This is a genomic window from Enterobacter sp. 120016 (genome assembly GCF_018383635.1).
GTDB classification, from domain to species: Bacteria; Pseudomonadota; Gammaproteobacteria; order Enterobacterales; family Enterobacteriaceae; genus Enterobacter; species Enterobacter asburiae_D.
Genome location: NZ_JAHAWC010000005.1, coordinates 227,179 through 253,932 on the forward strand (window position 1 = coordinate 227,179; position 26,754 = coordinate 253,932).

The following is a 26,754-nucleotide window of genomic DNA, read 5'->3' on the forward strand; positions in this document are numbered from 1 at the left end:
CACTTATCAACGCCGACGCTGCCAGATCCACAAACCTGCAATCGCCAGCGCGAACAGCCCGCCAAACCCGACGCCAATCCCCACCACCGGCACACCGACTTTCACCGCCAGCGAGTAGAGCCCCAGCATCAACAGCATCGCCAGGTTTTCACCCAGGTTTTGTACGGCGATGGCATTCCCCGCCCCGACGGTCTGCTTGCCACGCTCCTGCAGCAACGCGTTCAGCGGCACCACGAAGAAACCGCCCAGAATACCGATCAGGATGAGAAGGACATACGCAGGCAATAAAGCATGTTGCAGCGAGAAAATCAGTACCACGACGCCAATCAGGATCCCTGCGGGCATGCAGCGTGCTACCGTCTCGAGCGTCACCAGCTTCGCCGCCGCGCCTGCCCCCACCACAATGCCGATGGCCACCATCGCATTCAGATAGGTCGGCGTCGCGTTGTCAGTAATCCCCAGCGCCACGGGCACCCACAGCACCAGCAGGAAGCGCAGCGTAACGCCCGCGCCCCAGAACATACTGGTTCCCATCAGGGAGAAACGCGTTTCACCGTTACGCCACAGCACGCGACAGGCGGTAAAGAAACTGCCGGTCATCGGTTTAAAGCGCCAGGATTGCCCCGGGCGAGCCACCGGCAGTTTGGGAATAAACAGGTTCGCCACAACCGCGCCACCATACACCGCGGCACATACGCCCAGTGCCGCCAGAACATGCCAGTCGGCCAGTACGCCGCCCGCAACGGATCCGAGCAGGATGGCGGCAATGGTTGACGACTCCATCAGGCCGTTGGCTTTCACCAGCTTATCGCCCGTGGTCAGTTCTCCGAGAATGCCATACTTCGCCGGAGAGTAGGCGGCGGCGCCAATGCCCACCAGCGTGTAGCCAATAAACGGGTTGAAGCCAAAGCAAATGCTGGCGGCACCCAGCAGCTTGAGACCGTTGGCAAACATCATCACCCGGCCTTTGGGGAAGCTGTCTGCCACCTGCCCGACAAACGGAGCAAAGATAATGTAAGCGCCCACAAACACCATCTGCAGGATCGGCTGGCTCCAGTCGGGGTAAAATTCGGCTTTCAGCAGCGCCAGAGTGGCAAACAGCAGCGCGTTATCACCAAACGCAGAGAGAAACTGTGCGGCGATAACGGCCATCATGCCTTTCGATCTGAGCGATGTGTTAGTGTGTACTGACTCACGCATTTTGCTGTTCCGCCTCTTCAACCATGCCTTTCAGGGTCACGAAATCGGGCTTCCCGCTACCCAGCACCGGGAGCTGCTTCAGGAAGCGAATGTCGCGCGGCACCGCCAGTTCAGGGATACCGTGTTCACGCGCATAGCTAAGCAGCCTGTCGCGCTTAAGCTCAGCGTCGGTCGTAAACAGCACCAGCGCCTCGCCTTTGCTGGCATCACTCTTCACCACCGTCGCATGCATCTTATCCGCGGACACGGCCGTCGCCAGCTGCTCAACCATTTCCAGAGAGACCATTTCACCGGCGATTTTGGCGAAGCGTTTTGCACGTCCCTGAATCTGAACAAAGCCTTGTTCATCAAAACGGACAATATCACCGGTGTCGTACCAGCCGGTTTCAATCTCGCCGTTGACGTTTTCCGCCGTCGGGACCTCCAGCACGCCTGGGTTTTCCACGCGCAGATAACCGTTCATCACGTTTGGCCCTTTCAGCTGCAGACGGCCACCGTCCTCAATGCCCGGCACGGCAAGCAGACGCGCATCCATTCCCGGCAGTATTCGGCCCACCGTACCCGGCTTCGCAGCCATCGGAACGTTAATCGAGACCACGGGAGCACACTCGGTAACGCCATAGCCTTCGAGAATGCGCAGGCCGAACTTGTCCTGCCAGATCTGACGCGTGCTCTCCTGCAGTTTTTCCGCACCGGCCACCACATACCGCACGCGATAGAAGTCATACGGATTGGCGAAACGCGCGTAGTTGCCGAGGAAGGTTGAGGTGCCGAACAGGACGGTGCAGTTACGGTCATACACCAGCTCCGGCACAATGCGGTAATGCAGCGGGCTTGGATAGAGGAACACTTCTGCGCCGGTCAGCAGCGGCGTAAACAGCCCCACCGTCAGGCCAAAGGAGTGGAACAGCGGCAGCGCCGACATAAAACGGTCATCCGCGGTAAAGTCGGCAATGCTTTTAATCTGCTCAACGTTCGCCAGAATGCTCTTGTGGCTGTGGACGACGCCTTTTGGGTTGCCCTCCGAGCCCGACGTGAAGAGGATAATCGCGTCATCTTCCGGCTGCTGTTTGACCTGGGCCAGACGCGGCATCAGCAGGTGAGCAAAAATCCACAGCTTGTCGCCGGTGGTTACGTCCGCCTTCAGATCCTCCAGGAAGACCCAGCGCACCTGGGTGAGCTGCTCGGGAAGATGCCAGAGCTTGCCTTTGTCCAGGAACTGACGAGAGGTAAAGACGGTATTAATCTGGGCAGCGGTGATGGCGCTGGTCAGCCCTTTCACGCCCGCCGTGTAGTTCATCATTGCCGGGATGCGCCCCCGGGAAACCGCACCAAAAATCACCGCCGCGCTGATGCCCGCGTTAGGCAGCATCAGGCCAATTTTCTCGCCCTTCTTGCTGTACTTTTCAAGAATGCGGCCCACAAACAGGGTCTTGGTCAGCAGTTTGCGATAGGTATCCGGAGTAAAGTTGATGTCTTCGATGCAGTTTTTCTTCGCGCCATAGCGGTGCTGCGCGGAAAGCAGAGACTCGTACAGCGTTTCGCGCGGACGCACGGCCATGCGCGCTTCCATCATAATCTGGTGCAGCATTTCCCCGGCAATTTTACGGCGATCGCGGGCACGCGGCGCGTCCGGCATCGGTAACGACGTTGGCGGCAGAATATGCAGCGTGATTTTTGGGAACAGACGCTGCTTCACCCGCCCCTTCAGGCGGCTGAAATGGCTCAGCTCTGCGCCTTCAATGCGCAGCGGCACCACGGTCGCTTTTGACTTCGCCGCGACAAACCCCGCGCCGTCGTAGATTTTCATCAGCGAACCGGTCACTGAAATACGCCCTTCCGGGAAAATGACCACCGGACGTCCCTGCTCGACCAGACGCACCAGATGCTTAATCATCATCGGCTTTGTCGGATCGAGCGGCACAAAATCAATCAGCGGCGTGAGCCAGCGCATGTACCACTGCTGGCTAATAGAGGTATAGACCGCAAACACCGGGCGTACGGGCAGAAACAGCGCCAGCAGGATGCCATCTATAAAGGAAACATGATTTGGTGTGATAAGAACGCGTTCGCCGCGAAGCGCCTGGGCATCGCCAGTGACGCGGATGCGAAAGAGAATACGGAATAGTGTACGGAAGAACCCAAATAGCATCTCAACTCCCTTTGCCAGCCAGTGTGGAGGGTTGATAGTAAATGGTGGCAGATTACACGAGAAGTGATACGGGAGCGACAGCAAAAGTGGAGGCGAAAAAAAACCTGCGCATCCGCGCAGGTTGGTGCAAGAGATGAGTACGAAACCGTACTAAGAATTCTCACCAATCAATACCTCTGGGATCTTGATTCTGGCCGTTCACCCTGCGCTTCGCCAGCAGGAAAACGCAAGGGAATGAGCCGAAGTGCAACCAGGTGTGAATATTCTCTGTTGCTGTTACAGGTTGAACTGTCAGGCAAAAAAAAACCTGCGTAAAAACGCAGGTTGGTGTAAAGCGTGTTAATCAACCGGAGTTGATTCCACCTATCAATACCTCTGGGATCTCGACTGTATCAACCTCTTTAACGTCCTCGCCATCGGACAATCGCAACAGCCTGAGGCAAAGTGTAACCAAAGGTTCAGATTGACATTTTTCAGACATGACTGCGCGTGTAACGATTACACCGCCAGGGTTGTCCTGCGTCACGTTTGTGGAGAGCGGAAATCCGCTCCCCTTGAATGCGCGCCGCTTTTCCGCAACACTATTTGGTGTGTAAACGCTTACCCCCAATAAGAAGGTAATGAATGGCGACAATAAAGGATGTGGCCCGTCTGGCAGGTGTGTCGGTGGCAACCGTCTCCCGCGTGATTAACGACTCACCGAAAGCCAGTGACGCATCACGCCAGGCGGTACAAACCGCCATGGAATCCCTGAACTATCATCCCAATGCCAATGCCCGCGCGCTCGCCCAGCAGTCCACAGAAACCATTGGGCTGGTGGTGGGCGATGTCTCCGATCCCTTTTTCGGCGCCATGGTGAAAGCCGTTGAACAGGTTTCTTATCAGACAGGCAATTTTTTGCTGATCGGCAATGGCTATCATAATGAACAAAAAGAACGCCAGGCCATCGAGCAGCTGATCCGCCACCGCTGCGCGGCGCTGGTAGTTCACGCCAAAATGATCCCCGATGCCGAACTGATTCATCTGATGAAGCAGATCCCCGGGATGGTCATCATCAACCGCATAATTCCCGGGTTTGAAAAACGCTGCGTGGCGCTCGACGACCGCTACGGCGCATGGCTTGCGACCCGCCATCTGATTCAACAGGGTCACACCCGGATTGGCTATCTCTGTTCTAATCACCCGATTTCTGATGCGGAAGACCGCCTGCAGGGCTACTACGATGCCCTGCGCGAAAACGGACTGCCGTGTAACGATCGCCTGGTGGCCTACGGTGAACCGGATGAAAGTGGCGGTGAACAGGCCATGACCGAGCTGCTGGGTCGCGGACGGAATTTCACGGCGGTTGCCAGCTATAACGACTCGATGGCCGCAGGGGCAATGGGGGTGTTGAATGACAACGGGATTGAGGTACCGGCAGAAATTTCGCTGATTGGCTTCGATGACGTGCTGGTCTCTCGCTACGTGCGCCCGCGTCTGACCACCGTGCGCTACCCGATTATCACCATGGCAACGCAGGCCGCCGAGCTGGCGTTAGCGCTGGCTGAACAGCGCCAGCCGCCGGATATTACGCATCTGTTTAGCCCGACGCTGGTTCGTCGTCACTCCGTTGCCTCTCTTGCGGAAGCGCAGAGCGAATAACGGTAGAGGTGAACCTGCGTGTTGGGGTATTCCAGCCCATCACCGATATACTGCCAGCCGTAACGTTCGTAAAAGTCGCGGCAGGCAGACCACAGATGCAGCTCGGTGTACCCGGCCTGCGCGGCATACGCAATAACATGCTCCTGAAGCTTCCCCGCGAGTCCTTTTCCTCGCGCCGCCTCATCCACGTACAGCGCCGCCAGCCAGGGATAAAGATCCTGACGCGTGATGAGATCGCAGCGCCATAATCCGACGGTGCCCAGAAGACGTTCATCCTCAACGGCAATAAACGTCATCGGCAGCGCGCCGGGCGTCTGGCTGTGATCGATAACGCTCTGGAAAAACTCGCGCGGCAGGCCGTCACCGAAGGCCTGCCAGATCCAGTCGATCACCTGCTCCGCAAACTGCGGCGCGGCGTACAGCGGGAGGATCTTCATATCAGTTTCCCCTGAAAAAGAGGAACTGACTCAAACAGATAACCGTCGAAATCCGGCGCATCTTCATCAGACAGCTCCAGCAAACTTTTTTTCACATTTTCCAGATGCTGGAACATCGCCTGCCAGGCCCCCATCACGTCGCGACGGCGCAGGGCAGCAAGAATGGTTTGCCGGTCGCCCAGCCATTTCAGGCGATACGCACGACTGGCAATATGGACGTTAAACTGCTGCCACAGCGGGCTGCTGTCCATGTGGTGCCAGATACTTTCCACTGTTGCCAGCAGCATCTGATTTTGCGTTGCGCCCGCCAGCACCAGGTGGAACATCTTGTTGTTGTCCTGGCTGTTGTCGTCCGCGGCAATGGCGCGCTGTTCCTGCTCGATGATGCGGCGCAGATTATCGATATCGGCCCGCGTCGCCATTTTGGCGGCAAAAGCTGCGATGTTGCTTTCGAGCAGCTGGCGAGCCTGCAAAATCTCAAACGGGCCCACGTCGCTATTGAGGAAACGCTCTTCCTCATTTTCATGTTCGTCGGGGATGCGCATGACGTAAACACCCGAGCCCTGACGGATATCCACCGTGCCCTGCAGCTCCAGCATCAGCAGCGCCTCGCGCACGATAGTGCGGCTTACGCCATAGGTCTCGGCAATGTTGCGCTCCGGCGGCAGGCGCGACCCAACGGGATAATGCCCCTGGATAATTTGCGCCCGTAAATCCTCGCCAATTTCCTGGTACTGTTTTTTTTCCGGCAGGATGACAGCCTTATCCACGTTTTCACCTGTTTTTTCAGTTAATGCGCAGGCCGGGCGTCCTCCCGGCCAGTTTGTACGCTATTTTATCAGAACGCTTACTTCCATTCATCGTCAACGCTGAGCGTCAGGACGCGCTCATCGCGCAGCTGACGGAACCAGGATGCCGATTTTTTGGCGCGCCGGGCGCGGTTATCCTCCAGATCGATCTCAATCAGACCATAGCGGTTTTTGAAGGCGTTCATCGGCGAGACGTTGTCGGTAAAGGCCCACAGCATATAGCCGTGGCAGTTCGCCCCCTCCTCGCGCGCCAGCAGCGTGTAATAGAGATGTTCGCTGATAAAGTCGATGCGGTAGGCATCATCAATAATGCCGTCACGGTTGCGGAACTGCGCTTCGTTTTCAACGCCCATTCCGCTTTCCGCCACGAACCAGTCAATATTGCGGTACTCCTTTTTAATCCGCATCGCCATGTCGTAGATAATGCGCGGATAAATCTCCCAGCCGCGGGATCTGTTCATCCGTCGCCCCGGGAGTTCAAACGGCTCGTAGTAGTACGCCGGGTGGAACGGGGTCTCCGGATGCCAGGCGCGGGAAGGCGCTTTCACCCGGTGCGGGTAGTAGAGGTTGATCCCTAATTCGTCGACGGTGTTGTCGGCAATCAGCGCCAGTTCGTCATCCGTATAGGCCCACGGCACCTGGTGCTGCTCCAGCAGGGTAAAGAGCGCCTGCGGATAGCGCCCGTGCACCAGCGGGTCGAGAAAGACACGGTTGTAGAAGAGATCGTACATCTCCGCCGCCCGCACGTCGTGCGGCGCACGCGAGCGCGGATAGGTCACTTCCGGGTTGAGAATACAGCCTACGGAACCGTCATACCCTTTCTCCCGAAACAGCTTCACAACCTTCGCCGTCGCCAGCACCTTGTGGTGATTCCACTGCATCCAGGTGCCGGTGTTCTGCTCGTACGGCCAGCGCAACGCATCCAGATAAACGCGGGTCTGCACCACAATCGGCTCATTGAAGGTAAACCAGCGGGTGACGCTGCCGTGAAAGCGTTCAAACACCTTTTCCGCGTAGCGGACAAACAGTTCAACCACGTGCTTCGACGCCCAGCCGCCGTATTTCTCAAGCAGCACGCCAGGTAGCTCGTAATGCTCCAGGCAGATCATCGGTTCAATACCCTGGCGGTGCATTTCATCGAACAGGGCGGCGTAATACGCAGCGTACTCCTCATCTATCGTCACGTTTTCATAGTCGGTCAAAAACCGTGACCAGTTTATCGAGGTCCGGTAGTGCGTCAGCCCCGCCTGCTTCATCAGGGCTACATCTTCGCGGAAGCGGTTGATAAAATCGGTCGCCACCGCCGGTCCATAGCCGTTATGCCAGACGTGACGATCGTTTTTGTACCAGAGATCGATCCACGAATCCTGGCCCGGTTTTTTGCCGCTCCAGCCTTCGGTTTGCCAGGCTGACGCCGCTGCGCCGAGAATAAAATCCTGCGGCAGGGTTATCTTTTTTATGCTCATCATCACCTCAGGCGTTATCGGTAGCTTGCTGCAGCGCGGCCTGATCTGCACGGCGTGAGGCAATTTTCACAAACGGCAGGTAGATAATGACGGCAGTGACAATGCAAATAAGCTGGGTTATCACCGCCCCCATTGAGCCTGCGGTGGAAAGCCAGGCGTTAATCAGCGGCGGTGTGGTCCACGGCACCATCACGACGGCTTTGCCGGCAAAACCGGTTACCGTCGCAAAGTAACCGATGGAGCCGGTAACCAGCGGCGTAATGATGAACGGAATGGCAAGGATCGGGTTGAGCATGATTGGCATACCGAAGATCACCGGTTCGTTAATGTTGAAAATGCCGGGGCCAATAGAGAGCTTGGCGATCTCCTTCATCTCTTTACGTTTGGTGGCGATCATCACCGCGATCAGCAGGCCGATGGTCAGCCCTGACCCCCCGATGCTCATATACACGTCCCAGAACGGCATGGTGATGATGTTCGGCACCTCTTTGCCCTGCTCAAAGGCGCTCATGTTAACGGTGATCGCCCCCAGCAGCAGCGGCTCGCGGATAGGCTTGATCATCTGGTTGCCATGAATACCAATCACCCAGAACAGCTGGGCGACAAACATCAGCAGCAGAATGCCAGGCAGGCTTTGCACCACGCGCTCCAGCGGCTGCTGCACCACCTGGTAGACCGCGTCGTAGAGATACATGCCGGTAAGCTGGTGGAAAACGAAGCCAAACGTGGCAATCGCCGTGGTGGTGATAATCGCCGGGATCAGGGCCGAGAACGATGCCGCCACGTTAGGCGGTACGGTATCCGGCATCTTAATCTTCAGCCCCTTGCGGTTTTCCAGCCAGCAGTAGACCTCGACGGAGAGAATGGCGATAAACATGCCGAGGAACAGGCTGCGGGTGTCGGAGAACTGGCGCATCAGCACGTCTTTCACCACGTGCATTTCGCCGTCCACCAGCATTTCCACCGTGGTCGGCGTCACGCAGATGAAGCAGATCACCGCCAGCAGGCCGGGGAACAGGGATTTGATCCCGTTAATCCGCCCCAGCTCCACGCCAATCAAAAACACCGCGCCGATGTTGAGGAAGTTAAGCGTGGCGTAGTTTAGCGCGCTGGTGATCGGCTTTAGCGCGGCGAGAAACGACAGCGACTGGAAGCTCGCCAGGCCATTTTTCGGATCCAGGACCATGTTGGAGATCAGCACGGAGAATGCCCCAACGATGATGACCGGCATTAAGGTAATAAAGGCAGACTTGATCGCCATGATGTAGCGATAGCTGTTGAATTTGGTGGCAAAACTGCCCAGAGCGTCGATCAGTTTTTCCTGTAATGCCATAGGGTAATACCTCAGTAAAAGGGCTTTTATTGAATAAGGTGTACAGCCGGATACTATTGGCATACCAAAAATAGCTTTATGAGGCTTCCCGTTCTGTGATTAAGCTCTCAACGGAGCAAGAGGTATTCCAGATGAGTATTTTTGACCATTTTGGCATACCACTTAACGACGATAATTCCGTGCTGTCAGGTCGTTGCCAAAAAGCGTGATCGTGGCGGAGTTTTTGCGCTTCCCGCATCGCTTATACGCCGTGAGGTCTGTGTTAAACTGCAGGCCATTACGTGGAAGCAGGAATGTAGAATGGCAACAATGCTGGATGTCTCATTGCGTGCGGGCGTGTCGAAGGCCACGGTATCGCGCGTGCTGAACGGCACGGGTCAGGTTAAAGAGAGTACGCGTCAGCAGGTGTTTGCGGCGATGGAAGAGCTGGGCTATCGCCCAAACTTTCTCGCGCGCTCGCTGGCTAACCAAACCAGCAACAGCATTGGTCTGGTCGTCTCCACCTTCGACGGCTTTTACTTTGGTCGTCTTCTCCAGCAGGCGTCGCGGCAGACCGAAACCCACGGGAAACAGCTGATCGTCACCGATGGCCACGACGCGCCGGAACAGGAAGAACAGGCGGTGCAGATGCTGGCCGATCGCCAGTGCGATGCCATCGTGCTTTACACGCGCTATATGAGCGAGAAGGCGATCGTCAAACTGATGGACACCGTGAAAACGCCGCTGGTGGTCATTAACCGTGAAGTGAGCCAGGCGCCGGATCGCTGTGTGTTCTTCGAACAGCAGGATGCCGCGTTTAAGGCCGTGGATTACCTGATCGGCCAGGGACATCGGGAGATCGCCTGTATCACCGTTCCGATCCATACCCCAACCGGGAAAGCGAGGCTGATGGGCTATCGCAAGGCGCTGGAAAAGCACGGCATCCGCCTGGACGAGCGTCGGATAAAGTACGGCGATGCGGGAATGACGCGGGGATACGAGCTATGCAAGGAGCTGATTGCCGACGGCGTGCCGTTTAGCGCCCTGTTTGCCTGTAACGACGATATGGCGCTGGGTGCGTCCAAAGCGTTACACCAGGCGGGGCTTAAAATCCCGCAGGATATTTCGCTGTTCGGCTTTGACGATGCCCCAAGCGCGAAATGGCTGGAGCCTGCGCTCTCGTCGGTTTATCTGCCCATCGACAATATGATTGTCACGGCCATCGATCAGGCGATCCGGCTGGCAAAAAACCAGCCGGTCGATGCCATCCCGCCGTTTACCGGCACGCTGGTCTTACGCGATTCGGTCACGACGGGGCCGTACTTTCATCAAATGAGTTCTAAAGCCAGCAGTTCCTGAATGGTCTGGCGACGACGGATCAGCCGTGCCTTGCCGTTATCAAACAGCACTTCCGGCAGCAGCGGGCGGCTGTTGTAGTTAGATGACATCGACGCCCCGTAGGCACCGGTATCATGCAGCACAAGATAATCACCCGGTTTGACCTCTGGCAGCGCGCGGGTCTCCACTTTGCCGCCTTCCTGCTGAGTGAACACGTCACCCGATTCGCACAGCGGCCCCGCAACGACCGTCTCAACCCGCGGAGCCTGCGTTAAATCGCGGCCGTCGGCAGCCAGGGCGGTAATGTGGTGATAGCTGCCGTACATGGACGGACGCATCAGGTCGTTAAAGCCTGCGTCAATCAATACGAAGTGGCGAGACCCCATCTCTTTCACGCTGCGCACCTGTGAAACCAGCACACCGGCTTCCGCCACCAGGAAACGACCCGGCTCAATTTCCAGCTTCACCGCGTGACCAAGATGCGCGGCAATTTGGTCACGCGCGGCGCTCCACAGACCGTAATAGTGATCGGTATCGATCGCCTCTTCGCCTTCGCGATAGGGAATGGAGAGGCCGCCACCGGCAGAGATCGCCTCCAGATCCTGACCGAAGCCGATAACCTGGCGCACCATCGCGCCGCACACCTGCTCAAGGTGGCCGTAATCGACGCCAGATCCAATGTGCATATGAATACCCACCAGCTTCAGGCTATAGCGCTGTAATACCTCCAGCGCGGCAGGCATATCGGCATACCAGATCCCGTGCTTGCTGTTTTCGCCGCCGGTATTGGTTTTTTGGCTGTGGCCATGACCAAAGCCCGGATTCACGCGCAGCCAGACGCGATGGCCGGGAGAAACCTGCCCCAGCTGCTCCAGCATATCCACAGAACCGGCATTCACCGGGATCTGCAGCTCGTGGACGCGCGCAAGTGTCGCATCGTCAATCACGTCGGCGGTAAAGACGATCGCGTCGCCGTCGGCTTTCGGATCGAATCCGGCCGCCAGCGCGCGCTCGATTTCGCCCAGTGAGACGGAGTCGACCTTCACGCCCTGCTCACGCATCAGGCGCAGAATATGGATATTGGAGCAGGCCTTCTGGGCAAAGCGCACCACGTCAAACTGATGCAGGGCGGCGATCTTCTCGCGAACGATCTGCGCGTCGTAGACCCACACCGGGCAGCCAAACTCGGCGGGCAGGCGCAGCAGGTTGTCGGCGTTCAAATCGGTATCAGTCTGGTTCAGCGGGCGTGGCATGGTCTTCTCCGGATAAATGCGTTTTCATGATTACGCCACAGCACGAAGAGAATAAAAAATATCGTTTTATCGCGAGTCTATGCAAAAATGATATGGACAGTAATCTGCTTTCAGGTGCCCTATGCCCGCCGTCAATTTACGCCACATCGAAATTTTTCACGCCGTGATGACCACCGGCAATCTCACCGAAGCCGCGCAGATGCTGCATACCTCGCAGCCGACGGTGAGCCGCGAGCTGGCGCGCTTTGAGAAAGTGCTGGGGCTGAAGCTGTTCGAACGCACCCGCGGCAGGCTTCACCCAACGGTACAGGGGTTACGCCTGTTCGAGGAAGTTCAGCGCTCCTGGTACGGACTGGACAGAATAGTGAGCGCTGCGGAAAGCCTGCGCGAGTTTCGCCAGGGCGAGCTGTCGATCGTCTGCCTGCCCGTCTTTTCGCAATCTTTTTTGCCGATGCTGCTTCAACCCTTTCTGGCCCGATACCCGGAGGTCAACCTCACCATCGTGCCTCAGGAATCCCCCCTGCTTGAAGAGTGGCTTTCGGCTCAGCGCCATGATTTAGGCCTGACCGAAACCCTCTCCACGCCAGCGGGAACGGCACGCACGGAGTTGCTCTCATTAGATGAAGTGTGCGTTCTGCCCGCCGGACATCGGCTTGCCGGTAAGGCGGTGCTCACACCGGAGGATTTCCACGGGGAAAACTACATTAGCCTGTCGCAGACCGACAGCTACAGACAGCTGCTGGATACGCTGTTTGCAGAGCATCAGGTCAAACGGCGAATGGTGGTGGAAACGCACAGCGCGGCTTCGATTTGCGCGATGGTGCGTGCAGGGGTCGGCGTCGCGGTGGTGAATCCGCTCACGGCGCTGGACTATGCCGGAAGCGGGATCGTCATCCGCCGCTTTAGCGTCTCCGTCCCGTTCACCGTGAGCCTGATCCGCCCGCTGCACCGTCCGGCTTCCGCGCTGGTGGACGCGTTCACCGAACACTTAACGGAGCACGCGCGTCAGGTGGCGCTTCGCTTACCTGACCTGCAAAACCCGCTATGACAGCATAAACGCCACGGCATCCGCGGCATGGATGGCGGTGGTATCGAATACCGGGACGGGGCTTCGCTCGACGGGTACCAGCAAACCGATCTCGGTGCAGCCGAATATCACCCCTTCGGCCCCCTGCTGCGCGAGTTTATCGATGACGCTGACGTAATACGCGCGGGAAGATTCGCTGAAGGTACCGAGGCAGAGCTCGTCAAAGATAATCTGATTGATGCGCGCCCGATCGTCTTCATCAGGGATCAGGCTTTCGATCCCAAATTCACTGTGCAAACGTCCGCGATAAAAATCCTGTTCCATGGTGTAGCGTGTACCTAAAAGCGCTACGCGGCGCATTCCGGAGGCCGCAATCGCACGCCCGGTCGCGTCCGCTATATGCAGAAACGGCAGCGAGCAGCGCTCCTCAATATGCGACGCCACTTTGTGCATGGTATTGGTACAGAGCACGATACCCTCTGCGCCGGCGCGCTCCAGCCCCAGCGCCGCCTGGGCCAGGATCTCCCCGGCTTTATCCCACTCGCCGCTCGACTGGCAGGCTTCGATCTCATGGAAATCAACGCTGTGCAGCAGCAGGCTTGCGGAGTGCAGACCACCCAGACGCTGCTTTACCCCTTCGTTAATCAGGCGGTAATAAGGGATTGTCGATTCCCAGCTCATTCCACCTAACAGGCCGATCGTTTTCATCATCCCTCCTTATTTTGGTCTCTTTTTTTAACACAACCGATGCACATAAAAAAAGGCGCTCTGTTCAGCGCCTTTTTAAACTTCAGAATTTATTTCGCCACCGGCTCTGGCGGCGAAGTACGGGTGAGCATCGCCTCGCGCAATAAAACGCTACCGCACGCAAACAGGCCTCCCAGGAGCGCCGCCAGAACGACAATCAGGGCCTTGCCCGGACCATCCTTTTTCACCGGCATGGAGGGCGAAAGCTGGTACCTGAATGGCTCAAGCTTAACATCGGCAAAGGAGAGCTTTTTCAGCTGGGCGAGATAGTATTCCCGGTTCTGGAACTCTGCATTCAGCTCGGTCACATCCTTCAGATTTTTTTCAATCTGCAGCTTTTGCGCGATACCGTCTGCTCCGAGCGCAACGGAGTAATCCGGGTCATCTTTTACGGCCTGCCCGTTGCTGTAAACCGGCTTCTTGATGCCAGCGGCATTTGCCACTTCCAGCGAATAATTCAGCCGCTGCAGGTTGGTATTGTGAATATTGGTCAGACGGACGCGATCCAGTTCCAGCTGCTGCTCAACGACGTTCGTTTTCAGGGCGATCAGGTTGCGGATATTCTGTACCGTCTCTTTTTCAACAATAGCCGCAATATAATCGATGTATCCCTCCAGGACGGCTTGCGCATCGTCTGCTGTCGGCGCAGAGAAGCTCAATGTCCAGGAAACATAAGGTGTTTTATCCGCCTCTTTTCCCTGAGCGTTATTCACCGCCTTCATTCGGTATGAAATGTTCACTATCGCCCGATGCAGTTCAAGCGGATCCACCTCGGTGCTTTGGAGCTGCGACGTTACGTAAGGAGAGGTTGTCATATACTCTTCGAGCAATGACTGTGACTGGAACTTTTTAATAAACAGGTCAAAGATTTGAGGACGGGTAATCTTCACGTCCACATCAAGCACCTGTAACGCCACCATCATCTGGCGCAGCGGGTTCCACTGCAGCTGTTCTGCCGGGGTGATCACCGCTTGACTGGTCCATTTCTGCGGCAGTAAAAATGAAACGGCCAACCCCACCAGCGCGCAAGTAAAGACAATGGCGACGATACGTTTTTTCGCCGCCAGAAGGACCTCAAACAGTCCCAGAAGATCTATCTCTTTTGCGCTTACAGCCGGGACGGCATAACGGGGAAAGTCGAGGTCCGTGCTTTTTTTTAAATCCATTTCTGACATAGTGATTTTTCTTTTTCCGGATGCGACGCGCCTTTGCTCAATTGATAGCTGTAGCCAGACAATTCAACAATCTAAGAAAAATCCTAATGCCAGTACCCTCTCTGTGTCTACTCCCTACCCGAGTTAGTAGTGATCTCAGTCACATTATTACTGTGATTAAGCCACCTTTCCCTTTCAAGTTACGCCATGTATTCCAGCCTTCGGACGGGCAAAAACATCACACGCCGATGTTCCGCAGTTTTTCCCCTGCCATCAGCCTGCGCTCGATGTGTTCCAGCGTCACGCCTTTGGTTTCCGGAATCAGCCAGAACGTGACGCCAATAAACGCGACGTTCAGCACCGTGTAGAGCCAGAAGGTTCCGGCAGCACCAATTGAATCCAGCAGCGTCAGGAACGTCGCGCCGATGATCATGTTCGACACCCAGTTGGTGGTTGTGGAACAGGTGATGCCAAAGTCACGGCATTTCAGCGGCTGAATTTCGGAGCACAGGATCCACACCACGGGCGCGGCGCTCATCGCGTAACCTGCGATACACATCATGGTCATACCGACAGAAAGCCAGGACAGCCCGCTTGAGGCGGTGCCGTTATCAAACTGCATCAGGCAGTAGCCGAGGATCAGCGTGCCGATCGCCATTACGCTAAAACCGATTTTCAGCGCCGGTTTACGCCCGGCTTTGTCCACGGTGAATACCGCAATGAACGTGGCGAACATAAAGGTCAGCCCGACCACCAGAGTTGCGATCATCTGCTGTTCCGTAGTGGTAAACCCGGCCATTTTGAAAATGCGCGGCGCGTAGTACATGATGATGTTCATCCCGGTGAACTGCTGCATCGCCTGCAGCAACATGCCGAGGAAGACCGCGCGGCGCACGTTGTGATTGATCTTAAACAGCGCCCAGCCGCCCTGCTTCAGCTTCAGGCTTTCGCGGATCTCGTTCAGCTCTTCGCGCGCTTTTTCCGAGGTATCGCGCAGCATGCGCAGGACCTCTTCTGCCTCCACGTGGCGCCCTTTTTGCGCCAGCCAGCGCGGGCTGTTTGGCAGGAAAACCACCAGGACGATCAGCACCAGCGCCGGTAGGGCCAGCACGCCCAGCATCGCGCGCCAGTTGCCGCTGTAGCTGAAGTAGGTATCAGACAGGAACGCCAGCACGATGCCCAGCGTGACCATCAGCTGATACATGCTGATCATCTTGCCGCGCACGTTCTCACTCGCCATTTCGGAGAGATAAAGCGGCGCGGTGTAGGAGGCAATCCCCACCGCCACGCCCAGCAGCACGCGGGAGAGCAGCAGCACTTCTACGTTTGTCGCAAACGCGGAGCCGATCGACCCCGCGACGAACAGGACCGCCCCGACCATCAGGCTGTATTTGCGCCCCAGGCGGAACGACAGCCAGCCGTTAAACAGCGCCCCGATGGCCGCGCCGAGCATCATGCTGCTCACCACCCACTCCTGCAGACGGTTGCTGAGGGTAAAGTGATCGGTAATAAACGGCAGCGCTCCGGCAATGACGCCGATATCCAGTCCAAACAACAGGCCCGCCACGGCGGCGGCAATGGAGACAAACTGGTTCATGCGGCGCGTATCCCGCAGCGCAGCGGGCATTAGGGTAGAGTCATTTATTGATGTCATATTTTTCCTGCCTCAACAGCAAAATTCGTTAACTGAAATTACGAGAAAGCGAGGAAAAGTGTCAGGCCGGAAATCGCGAAGTTATGGATTATTCCGCTACGGCATACGGTTCTGTGATGGACATTACAATTTCAACTTGTGGCGAATAATCATGTATTTTTACTAATCACTTAATATTTAAGCAATAAAAGTGTGATTGCCGTCATTCATGATTTTTCAGTATGGATTTTTCATCTTTAACGATATGGACTAAGCCAATTTTTGCGCAAAAAAAACTCCGCCCATGGGCAGAGGTTTTTAATACAGGTGGAATTAACGCGCCAGCCAGCCGCCGTCTACAGCCACGGTGTAACCGTTGATGTAATCCGATGCCGGGGAGGCCAGGAAGACAATCGGCCCCATCAGATCGCTCGGCAGGCCCCAGCGTCCCGCAGGGATACGCTCCAGGATCGCCGCGCTGCGCTCTTCGTCTGCGCGCAGCTGCTGCGTGTTGTTGGTCGCCATGTAGCCCGGCGCAATCGCATTCACGTTGATATTATGTTTCGCCCATTCGTTTGCCAGCAGGCGGGTCACGCCCATTACGGCGCTTTTGGACGCGGTGTAAGACGGCACGCGGATGCCGCCCTGGAACGAGAGCATAGAGGCAATATTAACGATCTTGCCGCCTTTCCCCTGCGCAATAAAATGCTTCGCCGCCGCCTGGGACATAAAAAATACGCTCTTGATGTTCAAATCCATCACGTCGTCCCAGTCGCGCTCGCTGAAGCTGATCGCGTCTTCGCGGCGAATCAGCCCGGCGTTGTTCACCAGAATGTCGATATGACCGAATTCAGCCACCGCACGGTCCAGCAGTTCAGGAATGGCATCGATTTTACGCAGGTCAGCGGTCAGGCTCAGGAAACGGCGGCCCAGGGCCGTCACGCGTTCGATGGTGTCAGTCGGTTCAACGATATTAATTCCGACGATATCGCAGCCCGCTTCCGCCAGCCCTAACGCCATCCCCTGACCCAGCCCGGTGTCGCACCCGGAAACCACAGCCACTTTCCCCTGCAGAGAGAATGCATCCAGAATCATATTTATTCCTTACTCTTTCAGAGCCTGTCACTCACAGGCAGGTTTATGCTTCACCGCCCGCCACTAGCGCAGATCGCTGACCGCAACGTGGTCCATATCATCGAAGACCTGGTTTTCGCCCACCATTCCCCAGATAAAGGTGTAGGCCTTCGTCCCTACGCCGGAGTGAATAGACCAGCTCGGTGAAATCACCGCCTGCTCGTTATGCATCACGATATGGCGCGTTTCCTGCGGCTGTCCCATCATGTGGAACACGCAGGCGTCCTCATCCATATTGAAGTAGAAGTAGACTTCCATGCGGCGCTCGTGGGTATGGCACGGCATGGTGTTCCACAGGTTGCCCGGCGCCAGCTCGGTCAATCCCATGCTGAGCTGGCAGGTCTCCAGCACGTCCGGCACGAAGTATTTATTGATGGTGCGGCGGTTGCTGGTGAGGTTGTCGCCCAGCGTCACGGGTGCGACGTCTGCCGTGGTCACTTTTTTGGTTGGGTAGGTGGAGTGAGCCGGCGCGCAGTTGTAGTAAAACTTCGCAGGCTTGCTGCCGTCGATGCTGGCAAAGACCACGTCTTTCGCCCCTTTACCCACGTACAGCGCCTCGCGATGGCCAATCTCATAGCACTGTCCGTCTACGGTGATGGTGCCCGGCCCGCCGATGTTAATCACACCCAGCTCGCGACGCTCGAGGAAATAGCTCACGCCCAGCTGTTTACCGACCTCACCGCCCACGGAGACGCTGTTCGTGACGGGCATAATCCCGCCCACAATAATGCGGTCGATATGGCTGTAAACCATGGTGTACCTGTCGGCCTCGAATACCTGCTCGACTAAAAATGCATTGCGCAGCCCCTGAGTATCCAGCGTTTTGGCGTGCGCACTGTGGATGCTTTCTCTGACGTCCACGGTAACCTCCAGATGTGGTCATGCCCGAAGGCGGAAATAAACGAAACAGCGTTCCGTTTTTCATAATGAACACATACTATCGGCATAAAGCAGGCTTTTCAATTGTATTTAAAACAACGTTTCATTTTTATTTTTGTTTATGACGAAAATGATGTTCGGATCACAATTAAACCGCAGGGAGAAAAAGGGAACGAAAAAAAACCTCCCGGAGGAGGTCATTTTCAATAAGGAGAGGTTAGCGTTCGATGGCCAGCGCCACCCCTTGCCCGCCGCCTATACAGAGTGTGGCAATACCTTTCCGGGCATTGCGCTTTTTCATTTCGTGGACCAGCGAAACCAGGATCCGGCAGCCGGACGCACCGATAGGATGACCCAGCGCGATCGCGCCGCCGTTAACGTTGACCCGCAGGGGATCCCACTCCAGCATTTTTCCGACGGAGATCGCCTGCGCGGCATAGGCTTCGTTCACTTCGATCAGATCCACATCCGAAAGCTGCCACCCCGCGCGTTCCAGACAGCGGCGGGTCGCGTAGACCGGTGCGATCCCCATTAAGGCAGGATCAACCCCCACGCTGGCGAACGCCTTAATGCGGGCCAGCACGGGGAGATCGAGCTCAAGGGCTTTGCTTTCGCTCATCATCATGACGGCGGCAGCGCCGTCGTTAATGGAAGAGGCATTTCCCGCCGTCACCGAGCCCTGCATTTCAAACGCAGGATTCAGCCTCGCCAGGCCTTCCGCGCTGGCGTCGGTGCGCGGCTGTTCATCGGTATCCACGACGATAAGCTCGCCGCTCTGACGCTGCGTGCTGACCGGGACAATCTCGTCGCGAAAACGGCCGGAATCAATCGCCGCACGCGCTTTTTGCTGCGAGCTTAGCGCGTAGGCATCCTGCACCTCACGGCTGATGCCGTATTCGCGCGCCAGGTTTTCCGCCGTCACGCCCATATGGTAGTCATTGAACGCATCCCACAGCCCGTCATGCACCAGGCTGTCGAGCAGCTGACTGTTGCCAAGCTGTGCGCCGGTACGGCTGTCGGTCAACACGTGCGGCGCGCGGCTCATATTCTCCTGCCCGCCGGCAATGATCACATCCGCCTCACCACACTGAATGGCCTGCGTAGCGAGATGCAGCGCTTTTAATCCTGAGCCACAGACGTCGTTAATGGTGATGGCGGAGACGGTATTGGGCAGCCCGCCCTTCAGCGCCGCCTGACGCGCAGGGTTTTGCCCGGCACCGGCCGTGAGAACCTGTCCCAGGATCACCTCATCAACTTCATGTGCTGCGATCCCGCTACGTTCCACCAGCGCTTTTACCACCACGCTCCCCAGGTCAACCGCCGAGTGACGCGCAAGCGCTCCCTGAAAACAGCCGATAGCTGTACGCAACGCACCCACTATTACGACATCTTTCATCACGACCTCTGTGTTAAATGACATGACGATAGTAGAGGATTGTTACTGGCAATTATCTTAATTGTTTAAAAATAGTGAGTTTAATCACAAGGATCAGCGCGCATCCTGCAGATACTGCCGCAGCCAGCTTCCGGCAACGCCGGGAGGGGATCGTTTATTCCACAGCAGATCGATGCCGATCGCCCGCGGCCAGCCGGGAACATCGAGCTGTACCAGGGATTTCGCGGCGGCAAATTCATCCACCAGCGCACAGGGCAATACGCACCAGCCAAATCCCTGTACCGCCATACTCAAGAGTAACAGGTAATTCGGTGCCGACCAGACGGGCCCGCGCGCGATCTCAGCCTCGCGCTCAAGATAGGTGCTCAGCCGCAGCTCTCGCCAGCCGTGCAGCTCGTCACGCTGAACGTCATGTTGTCCGGCCAGCGGATGCGTGGTCGCGACATAGATCGCCATGCGGGTCTGCATCGGCAGGCGGATAGCGCCGATATCCGTAGGATAACCGTCTCGCGCTTCGGTGAGGCCAACCTGCGCTCGCTCCTTTTGCAGCAGATCGATCACGTCCTCTTCCTCGCCAATCAGACATTCGAATTCCGTATGGGGAAAACGCGCGTCAAACTGTTTCATCATATCTTCCAGCACGTCCGGGTTGAGGGTATCGGAAAGGACAAACGTCAGACGCGCCTCCGTTTGCGCCGTTAACGACACCGCCAGCTCGTCCAGCCGCGTGCTGGCGGCCAGGATGGCCTGCACGTAGCCCAGCACCTGTTCTCCCTGGACCGTTAACACCGGCTGACGCGCCGAGCGGTCAAACAGTTCGAAACCGAGATCGGCTTCAAGATTGGCAATGGACGTGCTGATCGTCGACTGGCTTTTACGCAGCCGGCGTGCGGCGGCAGAAAACGAGCCCGCCGCAACGGTCTCGACAAACGCATTAAGGGCTTCGGGTGAATAGCGCATAACCTATCTACTTTAGCGATGGATACCATCTTTATTATATCAACTTTAGCGATGAAAATAGGCTGCATCAACGCCCATACCGGCGAATTAATGAGGTCTATGACTATGCAACATCAGGATGCACTCCAACGTAAACTGCCGGAGCGGATCTTTCATGCTGTCTGTTTTGAAGGGATTGCGACGGCGATCCTCGCCCCTACGGCAGCGTGGCTCATGCAGCGTTCCGTGGTGGAGATGGGTGGGTTGACCATTATTCTGGCCACTACCGCCATGCTGTGGAACATTATTTACAACTTCGGCTTCGACCGCTTCTGGCCGGTTCAGCGCGTCAAACGTACGGCAAAAGTGCGCGCGCTGCATGCGCTGGGGTTCGAATGCGGGTTCATTGTGATTGGCGTGTCGATTGTCGCCGCCGTGCTGGGCGTCACCCTGCTTCAGGCATTCACGCTGGAAATAGGTTTCTTCCTGTTCTTCCTGCCGTACACCATGTTCTATAACTGGGTATACGATTGCCTGCGCGAGAAATTTCTTAAGCGTCGCCAGCAACGGCGCGCCCTGGCAGGCTAAACCGCCCTTGGCCGGACGCCCGTTCCGGCCAAACTCCTTCGAAGCAACTGCGCTCTCAGTGCATAACTATGGTAAATTGCACTCCATTCCGATGGTTTGATAGTTGATACGTTGCTCTAATGTCGAAAATTTGGTCAAAAGATGAGACTCTCTGGAGTTTCGCTCTCTATGGCACGGCCGTGGGCGCAGGAACGCTGTTCTTGCCCATTCAGCTGGGCTCCGCAGGCGCTATCGTCCTGTTTATTACCGCCCTCGTGGCCTATCCCTTAACCTACTGGCCGCACAGAGCGCTGGCGCAATTTATCCTGTCGTCAAAAACAAAAGGCAATGAAGGGATCACCGGCGCCGTCTCGCACTACTACGGCAGGAAGATTGGCAATCTGATCACCACGCTCTACTTCATCGCCTTCTTTGTGGTGGTACAGATTTATGCGGTGGCCATCACCAACTCGCTCACGGAGCAGCTGGCAAAACACCTGACGGTGGATACCGCCGTTCGCGTGCTGGTCAGCCTGGGCGTGGTGCTGGTTCTGAATCTGATCTTCCTGATGGGACGCCATATCACGATAAAAGTGATGGGTTTCCTGGTATTTCCGCTGATTGCCTATTTTCTGTTTGTCTCGCTCTATCTGACCGGAAGCTGGCAACCTTCGCTGCTGACCAGCCAGATGGCCGTCGATCGTCATACGCTGCATCAGGTATGGATTTCGATTCCGGTGATGGTATTTGCTTTCAGCCATACCCCGATTATCTCAACGTTTGCCGTTGATCGCCGCGAGAAATTTGCCGACGGCGCCATGGATAAATGCAAGAAAATCATGAAGGTGGCGTACCTGATCATCTGCCTGAGCGTGCTGTTCTTTGTCTTCAGCTGCCTGCTCTCTATTCCGCCGTCGTACATCGTGACCGCCAAAGAGCAAGGGGTAACGATCCTGTCCGCGCTGTCGATGATGCCTTCTTCACCGGCGTGGCTGGGCATTTCCGGGATTATCGTGGCGATTATTGCGATGTCGAAATCGTTCCTCGGCACCTATTTTGGGGTGATTGAAGGGGCGACGGAGATCGTGAAGTCATCGCTCAATCAGGTGGGCGTGAAAAAGAGCCGCGCCTTTAACCGCGCGATTTCCATTATGGGGGTGTCGTTAATCACCTTTGCCGTCTGCTGCATTAACCCGAACGCCATTTCAATGATTTACGCCATCAGCGGCCCGCTTATCGCCATGATCCTGTTTATCATGCCGACGCTGTCGACGTATCTGATCCCCTCACTGAAACAGTACCGCTCCATTGGCAACCTGCTGACGCTGATCGTCGGCGTGCTGTGCGTGTCGGTGATGTTTGTCGGCTAATCCCCTTTCCTGCCCGGCGCTCTGCCGGGCAGGCCATGCTTACAGCGGAAAAGGCCTGTCCTGCACTACCGTTTTCATAACAAGCGTAGAGCGAAGGTGCTGCACGCCCGGCATGGCGGAGAGCTTCTCGTCGTAGAGCTTCTGGAAAGCCGACAGGTCGCGGGTCACGACGTGCATCAGATAATCGGGATCGCCAAACAGGCGCTGCGCCAGCACGATCTGCGGAATTTCCTCCACCGCCGCTTCAAACGCGCTAACCGCCTTTCTGTCTCCCTCCTTCAGCGTCGCAAACACTATAGCCACGAAGTTGAATCCCATTTTGGCGGGGTCGAGGCTGGCCCGGTATCCCGTTATGGCCCCGCTTTGCTCCAGCGCCCGCACGCGACGATGGCACGGCGAGAGGCTCAGATTCACTCTTTCAGCCAGCTCGGTCAGGGATAAGCGGCCATCAGACTGTAGCTCAGCAAGAATTTTTCGATCGATGCTATCCATGTGGAAGATTTTCTCAATTTCACGGTGTTATGAGCATAACATTGAAAGCCTATTTCGCAGGGTTAGCGATATTCTTTTTCTCAACCTTTGACGCACTGCGGGAGTCTTCAGGACGATGGAAATGAGTATTGTGGCCGGCTTTTGGGTGGTTTCTTTTCTGCTTATCATGACGCCAGGCGCCGACTGGGCCTACGCCATTAGCGCCGGAATTAACGGGCGACGCGTGGTGCCGGCGGTGATGGGGTTGATGTCCGGGCATCTGTTAGCCACGCTGATTGTGGTGGCTGGCGTGGGGGTAGTGATTGCTCAACATCCGCTGGCGTTAACCGGGCTGACCCTCGCGGGAGCCGCGTATCTCCTGTGGCTTGGCATAGGCTTGTTGCGTCACCCTGCCGCACCGGAAAAGGCCACCCACCATGCGGGAAACTGGAGACAGTGGGCGGTGAAAGGGCTCTGTATTAGCGGCCTTAACCCGAAAGTTTTTTTGCTTTTCCTGGCACTGCTTCCGCAGTTTACCGACCCGACCGGAAGCTGGTCGATAGCGATGCAAATGTCCGCGCTTGGCGTGATGCACCTTATCACCTGTACGCTGGTCTATCTGCTGGTGGGGTATGGTTCGAAAGCGGTACTGGCGACCCGGCCGCAGGCGGCGCGTCTGGTAAGCATGGCATCGGGAGGGATAATGGTGCTGATCGCGTTGATATTGCTATTTGAGCAGGCGAGATGAAAAAACACCGGCCATCGCCGGTGTTATTTACGCCCGAATATCGTCATATTCGCGCGTTTTATCAAACTCATGCTTCGCGAACGGACACAGGGGAATAATTTTGCGGTTCTCACCGCGCATCTTCTCCACCACTTTCGCAACCAGCTGTTTGCCAACGCCCTGCCCTTTCAGGCTCTCATCCACGTCGGTGTGCTCGATAATGCTCAGGTGCTCGCCGGTCGGTACGAAGACAATCTCCGCGACCTGGTTGCCGTTCGCATCATTCACGTAAAACTTGTTATGGCCTTCCAGAATATCCATGGTTCCTCGCTTATTTTTGGCGATACTTCAGCGCACCGCTCGGGCAGGTATCAATCACGCGGACAACCGTTTCAACGTCCACTTCATCGGGAATGATCCACGGCTTACGTTTCAGATTAAACAGCTTTGCGCTCCCACGCACGCAGTTACCTGAGTGTTTGCAGATCCCGGTATTGAAGTAAACGTCAATTTTCTCGCCGGTATAGGCCCGGTAACCCGCATCCAGTAGTTCTTTATCCATGACATTGCCTCTGTAATTATTATCGTGCTGAATGAAGCATAGCCTTACGGGATCCTGATGGCTATAACGCCGAAAACGAAAAGCCAGGTCACAACTCTTTTCTCGCCAGATTGCGTCCGCTATTGGCACATGTCAGGCTCGGCAAATGTCACTTTTACATAACTTCCGCAGGTTGAATGAAACGCAGACTCTCTTTTCAGGTAAAGCTGTTTTTAGCGCTGGTGTGCTTCTCCTGCCTGCTGTTAGTTCTGCTGGGAACAATCCTGTTTCATTTTATTGACCGACAGCTCCATCACGATCTCGGCCAGCGCGCCCGGGTTCAGGCCAGCCAGATCGCGCTGATGCCGGGTCTGGCGGCAATGGTTGCGGCCAGAGATATCCCCGGCATCGCCCGATTAATTCAGCCGCTGCGCGCCCAAAGCGATGCCAGCTACATTGTGATTGGCGATACCGAGGAACAGCACCTTTATCATTCGGAATCCCCGGAGCGTATTAATTTACCGATGATCGGCGGGGATAATGCGGAGGTGTTAAAGGGGAAAACCATTATTTCCGTGCGTCAGGGCGGGATTGGCGTGTCGCTACGCAGCAAAGCCCCCATCTTCAACGCGCAGCATCAGGTGATTGGCATTGTCTCGGTCGGCTATCTGACCTCGTATATTGCCAACATTAACGCCCGCATTCTCTGGCAGTCCGGGTTGTACGGCGCAGGTCTTCTGCTCCTGCTGTTTATTTTCTCCTGGCTGTTTACCCGCAACCTCAAAAAACAGATGTTCCGACTGGAGCCAAAAGATATCGCTCAGCTGGTTTTACAGCAGCGCGCGCTATTAGAAGCCATGTACGAAGGGGTATTTGCCGTCAACGGTGAGAAGCAGCTGATTTTAATTAACCGCGCGGCACGAGAAATGCTGGATATTCGGCAAAGTGAGAAAGAACTTATCGGTAAACCGCTGGAAGACATTCTGCAAACGTCGCCGGGCTTTTTATCCCAGCGCTACGCCTCGGTGAGCAGCGGTAGGCACGACCAGATTGCGGTGCTGAACCAGCGGGAGGTGATCGTCAACCGCGTAGCGATTGAGGTCGAACCGGGCGTTGAAAGCGGTTGGGTCTACAGCTTTCGCGACAAAAATGACATTAACACGCTCAGCAGCCAGCTTAGCCAGATCAAACGCTATGCGGATAACCTGCGCATTATGCGCCACGAACAGCTGAACTGGACCGCCACGCTGGTGGGGTTACTGCAGATGAAACACTATGACGAGGCGATCCGTTACATCCAGGTGCAGTCAGAAGGCGCGCAGCGCGTGCTGGATTTTGTCTCTGCCCATTTTGTCTCTCCGGCGCTGTGCGGGCTGCTGCTCGGAAAATACGTCAGCGCGCGCGAAAAAGGCATCGAGCTGCTGTTTGATCCCGCCTGCCAGCTCACCCGCATGCCTGCCTCGCTGAGTGAAACGGAGCTGATGTCCATTATTGGTAATCTGCTGGATAACGCCGTGGAGGCGACCCTCAACGCGCCGGTCCACGCGCCGGTAGAACTCTACATTTCTGACCGTAACCAGGAGCTGCTGATCGAGGTAGCCGACCGGGGCTGCGGGGTGGACGATGCGATGAAGCCGCACATTTTCCGCCAGGGGTTTAGCAGCAAACCGGACAGCGAAAACGACATTGTGGGTACCGAGCACGGTATCGGCCTGTTTCTGGTGGCAGGATATATCGACAAGGCCGGCGGCAGTATTGAGATAGCCGACAACACGCCGCAGGGCACTATTTTTTCCGTGTTTATTCCGAATGGGCAACAGCATGACCCGACCACTTGACGTTGTGATCGTTGAGGATGAGCCGCACCTGGCGGAGCTGCATCGCGAGTATATCGAGCAAAACTTTCATTTGCGCGTGGTGGGCATCGCCGCGTCGATTGAGCAGGCGTGCAGCCTGATTCGTCAGCATCAGCCGCGGCTTATCCTGCTGGACAACTATCTCCCGGACGGTAAAGGCGTGGAGCTCATCGATAACCCGCTGCTGAAAAGCTATGAGTGCTCGGTGATCTTCATCACCGCCGCCAGCGATATGCAGACCTGCAGCCACGCCATGCGCAGCGGCGCGTTTGACTACCTGATTAAGCCCGTCTTTTTCCAGCGCCTGCACGCCTCGCTGGAGCGGTTTATGCGCTTCATCCACACCGTGCAGCAGGTTAAAGTGGTCGACCAGCATGCGCTGGATCGCCTGTTTAATCTGCCTGCTGCGGAAGCCTCCATTGCGCCGTCGACGAAGGGCATTGAGCCCCAGACGCTGGAACGGATTAAACGCCTGTTCGCCGAGCATCCCGACAACGCCATGTCGGTTGAAGAGGTGGTGGAAAACGTGGGGATCAGCAAAACCACGGGGCGTCGCTACCTTGAATACTGCGTGGAGAGCGGGTTAATCAGCGTCGAAATGCTGTATGGCAATATTGGTCATCCGCGAAGGTTATACCGCAAAGCGCCCGATAAACCGTAATTCAGAACCGTTCACAGGCTAACGTTCGCGGATTTTATGGTGTT

The 26,754-nt window shown here is 56.3% G+C and carries 25 protein-coding genes; 8 read left to right on the top strand and 17 right to left on the bottom strand.

Annotation, left to right across the window (positions count from 1 at the left end; translation table 11 throughout):
- Nucleotides 1-6: 6 nt before the first annotated feature.
- Both lplT and aas read right to left on the bottom strand, forming a co-directional pair.
- Nucleotides 7-1,200, bottom strand: a complete 1,194-nt coding sequence (lplT, locus tag KIF87_RS10425; protein ID WP_024909299.1) for a lysophospholipid transporter LplT — start codon at nucleotides 1,198-1,200, stop codon at nucleotides 7-9.
- A complete protein-coding gene (aas, locus tag KIF87_RS10430) occupies nucleotides 1,193-3,352 on the bottom strand; it encodes a bifunctional acyl-ACP--phospholipid O-acyltransferase/long-chain-fatty-acid--ACP ligase (protein ID WP_213328676.1) in 2,160 nt (719 codons plus the stop codon). The genes lplT and aas overlap by 8 nt, the downstream gene beginning before the upstream one ends.
- Nucleotides 3,353-3,976: 624 nt before the next feature.
- Here aas and galR point away from each other — a divergent pair.
- Complete coding sequence (gene galR, locus KIF87_RS10435; RefSeq protein ID WP_121424570.1) at nucleotides 3,977-4,993, top strand: HTH-type transcriptional regulator GalR; 1,017 nt, start codon at nucleotides 3,977-3,979, stop codon at nucleotides 4,991-4,993.
- On the opposite strand, the gene KIF87_RS10440 is transcribed toward galR, so the two are convergent.
- The 4 genes from KIF87_RS10440 to KIF87_RS10455 form a co-directional block, all read right to left on the bottom strand.
- Nucleotides 4,954-5,430 (bottom strand): GNAT family N-acetyltransferase, encoded by a 477-nt coding sequence (locus KIF87_RS10440; protein WP_213328677.1) that lies wholly within the window; start codon nucleotides 5,428-5,430, stop codon nucleotides 4,954-4,956. The two genes, galR and KIF87_RS10440, sit on opposite strands and share 40 nt — an antisense overlap.
- Nucleotides 5,427-6,200: a GntR family transcriptional regulator gene (locus tag KIF87_RS10445; protein WP_024909303.1), complete on the bottom strand. Its 774-nt coding sequence runs from the start codon at nucleotides 6,198-6,200 to the stop codon at nucleotides 5,427-5,429. Before KIF87_RS10445 ends, KIF87_RS10440 begins: the two co-directional genes overlap by 4 nt.
- A 77-nt stretch (nucleotides 6,201-6,277) precedes the next feature.
- Nucleotides 6,278-7,705 (bottom strand): glycoside hydrolase family 1 protein, encoded by a 1,428-nt coding sequence (locus tag KIF87_RS10450; RefSeq protein WP_213328697.1) that lies wholly within the window; start codon nucleotides 7,703-7,705, stop codon nucleotides 6,278-6,280.
- A gap of 7 nt (nucleotides 7,706-7,712) precedes the next feature.
- On the bottom strand, nucleotides 7,713-9,038 hold the full coding sequence (locus KIF87_RS10455) for a PTS sugar transporter subunit IIC (RefSeq protein WP_193940401.1): 1,326 nt from the start codon (nucleotides 9,036-9,038) through the stop codon (nucleotides 7,713-7,715).
- 300 nt (nucleotides 9,039-9,338) lie between these two features.
- Here KIF87_RS10455 and KIF87_RS10460 point away from each other — a divergent pair, with 300 nt between their 5' ends.
- Nucleotides 9,339-10,376, top strand: coding sequence for a LacI family DNA-binding transcriptional regulator (locus KIF87_RS10460; RefSeq protein ID WP_213328678.1), 1,038 nt, complete (start codon nucleotides 9,339-9,341; stop codon nucleotides 10,374-10,376).
- Here KIF87_RS10460 and lysA read toward each other — a convergent pair.
- Nucleotides 10,346-11,608 carry a diaminopimelate decarboxylase gene (lysA, locus tag KIF87_RS10465; RefSeq protein WP_213328679.1) on the bottom strand — a complete coding sequence of 421 codons (1,263 nt, stop codon included), beginning with the start codon at nucleotides 11,606-11,608 and terminating at the stop codon, nucleotides 10,346-10,348. The two genes, KIF87_RS10460 and lysA, sit on opposite strands and share 31 nt — an antisense overlap.
- Nucleotides 11,609-11,729: 121 nt before the next feature.
- Here lysA and KIF87_RS10470 point away from each other — a divergent pair, with 121 nt between their 5' ends.
- The gene (locus tag KIF87_RS10470; RefSeq protein ID WP_213328680.1) at nucleotides 11,730-12,656 is read left to right on the top strand and encodes a LysR family transcriptional regulator; all 927 of its coding nucleotides are present in this window, start codon (nucleotides 11,730-11,732) and stop codon (nucleotides 12,654-12,656) included.
- On the opposite strand, the gene KIF87_RS10475 is transcribed toward KIF87_RS10470, so the two are convergent.
- The 7 genes from KIF87_RS10475 to KIF87_RS10505 all read right to left on the bottom strand — a co-directional run bounded on the left by KIF87_RS10475 (nucleotide 12,651) and on the right by KIF87_RS10505 (nucleotide 20,538).
- Nucleotides 12,651-13,343, bottom strand: coding sequence for an aspartate/glutamate racemase (locus KIF87_RS10475; protein WP_213328698.1), 693 nt, complete (start codon nucleotides 13,341-13,343; stop codon nucleotides 12,651-12,653). The two genes, KIF87_RS10470 and KIF87_RS10475, sit on opposite strands and share 6 nt — an antisense overlap.
- An 89-nt stretch (nucleotides 13,344-13,432) precedes the next feature.
- Nucleotides 13,433-14,557 carry an LPS O-antigen length regulator Wzz(fepE) gene (gene wzz(fepE), locus KIF87_RS10480; protein ID WP_213328681.1) on the bottom strand — a complete coding sequence of 375 codons (1,125 nt, stop codon included), beginning with the start codon at nucleotides 14,555-14,557 and terminating at the stop codon, nucleotides 13,433-13,435.
- 217 nt (nucleotides 14,558-14,774) lie between these two features.
- The gene (gene araE / locus KIF87_RS10485; RefSeq protein WP_213328682.1) at nucleotides 14,775-16,190 is read right to left on the bottom strand and encodes an arabinose-proton symporter AraE; all 1,416 of its coding nucleotides are present in this window, start codon (nucleotides 16,188-16,190) and stop codon (nucleotides 14,775-14,777) included.
- Nucleotides 16,191-16,502: 312 nt separating this feature from the next.
- Nucleotides 16,503-17,264 carry a 2-dehydro-3-deoxy-D-gluconate 5-dehydrogenase KduD gene (kduD, locus tag KIF87_RS10490; RefSeq protein ID WP_063144684.1) on the bottom strand — a complete coding sequence of 254 codons (762 nt, stop codon included), beginning with the start codon at nucleotides 17,262-17,264 and terminating at the stop codon, nucleotides 16,503-16,505.
- A gap of 63 nt (nucleotides 17,265-17,327) precedes the next feature.
- Nucleotides 17,328-18,164: a 5-dehydro-4-deoxy-D-glucuronate isomerase gene (gene kduI / locus KIF87_RS10495; RefSeq protein WP_063144683.1), complete on the bottom strand. Its 837-nt coding sequence runs from the start codon at nucleotides 18,162-18,164 to the stop codon at nucleotides 17,328-17,330.
- Between the two features lie 235 nt (nucleotides 18,165-18,399).
- Entirely contained in the window at nucleotides 18,400-19,578 is a 1,179-nt protein-coding gene (locus KIF87_RS10500; protein ID WP_063144682.1) for an acetyl-CoA C-acetyltransferase, read from the bottom strand.
- A gap of 93 nt (nucleotides 19,579-19,671) precedes the next feature.
- Nucleotides 19,672-20,538 carry a LysR family transcriptional regulator gene (locus KIF87_RS10505; protein ID WP_159514843.1) on the bottom strand — a complete coding sequence of 289 codons (867 nt, stop codon included), beginning with the start codon at nucleotides 20,536-20,538 and terminating at the stop codon, nucleotides 19,672-19,674.
- A gap of 105 nt (nucleotides 20,539-20,643) precedes the next feature.
- On the opposite strand from KIF87_RS10505, the gene KIF87_RS10510 reads away from it, so the two are divergent.
- Together KIF87_RS10510 and KIF87_RS10515 are read left to right on the top strand one after the other, a co-directional pair.
- Entirely contained in the window at nucleotides 20,644-21,105 is a 462-nt protein-coding gene (locus tag KIF87_RS10510) for a multidrug/biocide efflux PACE transporter (protein WP_213328699.1), read from the top strand.
- 119 nt (nucleotides 21,106-21,224) lie between these two features.
- Entirely contained in the window at nucleotides 21,225-22,454 is a 1,230-nt protein-coding gene (locus KIF87_RS10515; RefSeq protein WP_039263311.1) for an amino acid permease, read from the top strand.
- Between the two features lie 39 nt (nucleotides 22,455-22,493).
- Here the strand turns inward: KIF87_RS10515 and KIF87_RS10520 are convergent, their stop codons facing one another.
- Nucleotides 22,494-22,946 (bottom strand): Lrp/AsnC family transcriptional regulator, encoded by a 453-nt coding sequence (locus tag KIF87_RS10520; protein WP_213328683.1) that lies wholly within the window; start codon nucleotides 22,944-22,946, stop codon nucleotides 22,494-22,496.
- 115 nt (nucleotides 22,947-23,061) lie between these two features.
- Between KIF87_RS10520 and KIF87_RS10525 the strand changes: the two genes are divergently transcribed.
- Nucleotides 23,062-23,673, top strand: coding sequence for a LysE family translocator (locus tag KIF87_RS10525; RefSeq protein WP_213328684.1), 612 nt, complete (start codon nucleotides 23,062-23,064; stop codon nucleotides 23,671-23,673).
- A gap of 27 nt (nucleotides 23,674-23,700) precedes the next feature.
- On the opposite strand, the gene KIF87_RS10530 is transcribed toward KIF87_RS10525, so the two are convergent.
- Both KIF87_RS10530 and yjdI read right to left on the bottom strand, forming a co-directional pair.
- The gene (locus KIF87_RS10530) at nucleotides 23,701-23,973 is read right to left on the bottom strand and encodes a GNAT family N-acetyltransferase (RefSeq protein ID WP_008499687.1); all 273 of its coding nucleotides are present in this window, start codon (nucleotides 23,971-23,973) and stop codon (nucleotides 23,701-23,703) included.
- A gap of 10 nt (nucleotides 23,974-23,983) precedes the next feature.
- On the bottom strand, nucleotides 23,984-24,214 hold the full coding sequence (gene yjdI / locus KIF87_RS10535; protein ID WP_008499689.1) for a 4Fe-4S mono-cluster protein YjdI: 231 nt from the start codon (nucleotides 24,212-24,214) through the stop codon (nucleotides 23,984-23,986).
- Nucleotides 24,215-24,390: 176 nt separating this feature from the next.
- Here yjdI and KIF87_RS10540 point away from each other — a divergent pair, with 176 nt between their 5' ends.
- The gene (locus tag KIF87_RS10540) at nucleotides 24,391-26,031 is read left to right on the top strand and encodes an ATP-binding protein (RefSeq protein ID WP_213328685.1); all 1,641 of its coding nucleotides are present in this window, start codon (nucleotides 24,391-24,393) and stop codon (nucleotides 26,029-26,031) included.
- On the top strand, nucleotides 26,015-26,710 hold the full coding sequence (locus KIF87_RS10545; protein WP_213328686.1) for a response regulator: 696 nt from the start codon (nucleotides 26,015-26,017) through the stop codon (nucleotides 26,708-26,710). Before KIF87_RS10540 ends, KIF87_RS10545 begins: the two co-directional genes overlap by 17 nt.
- Nucleotides 26,711-26,754 lie beyond the last annotated feature (44 nt).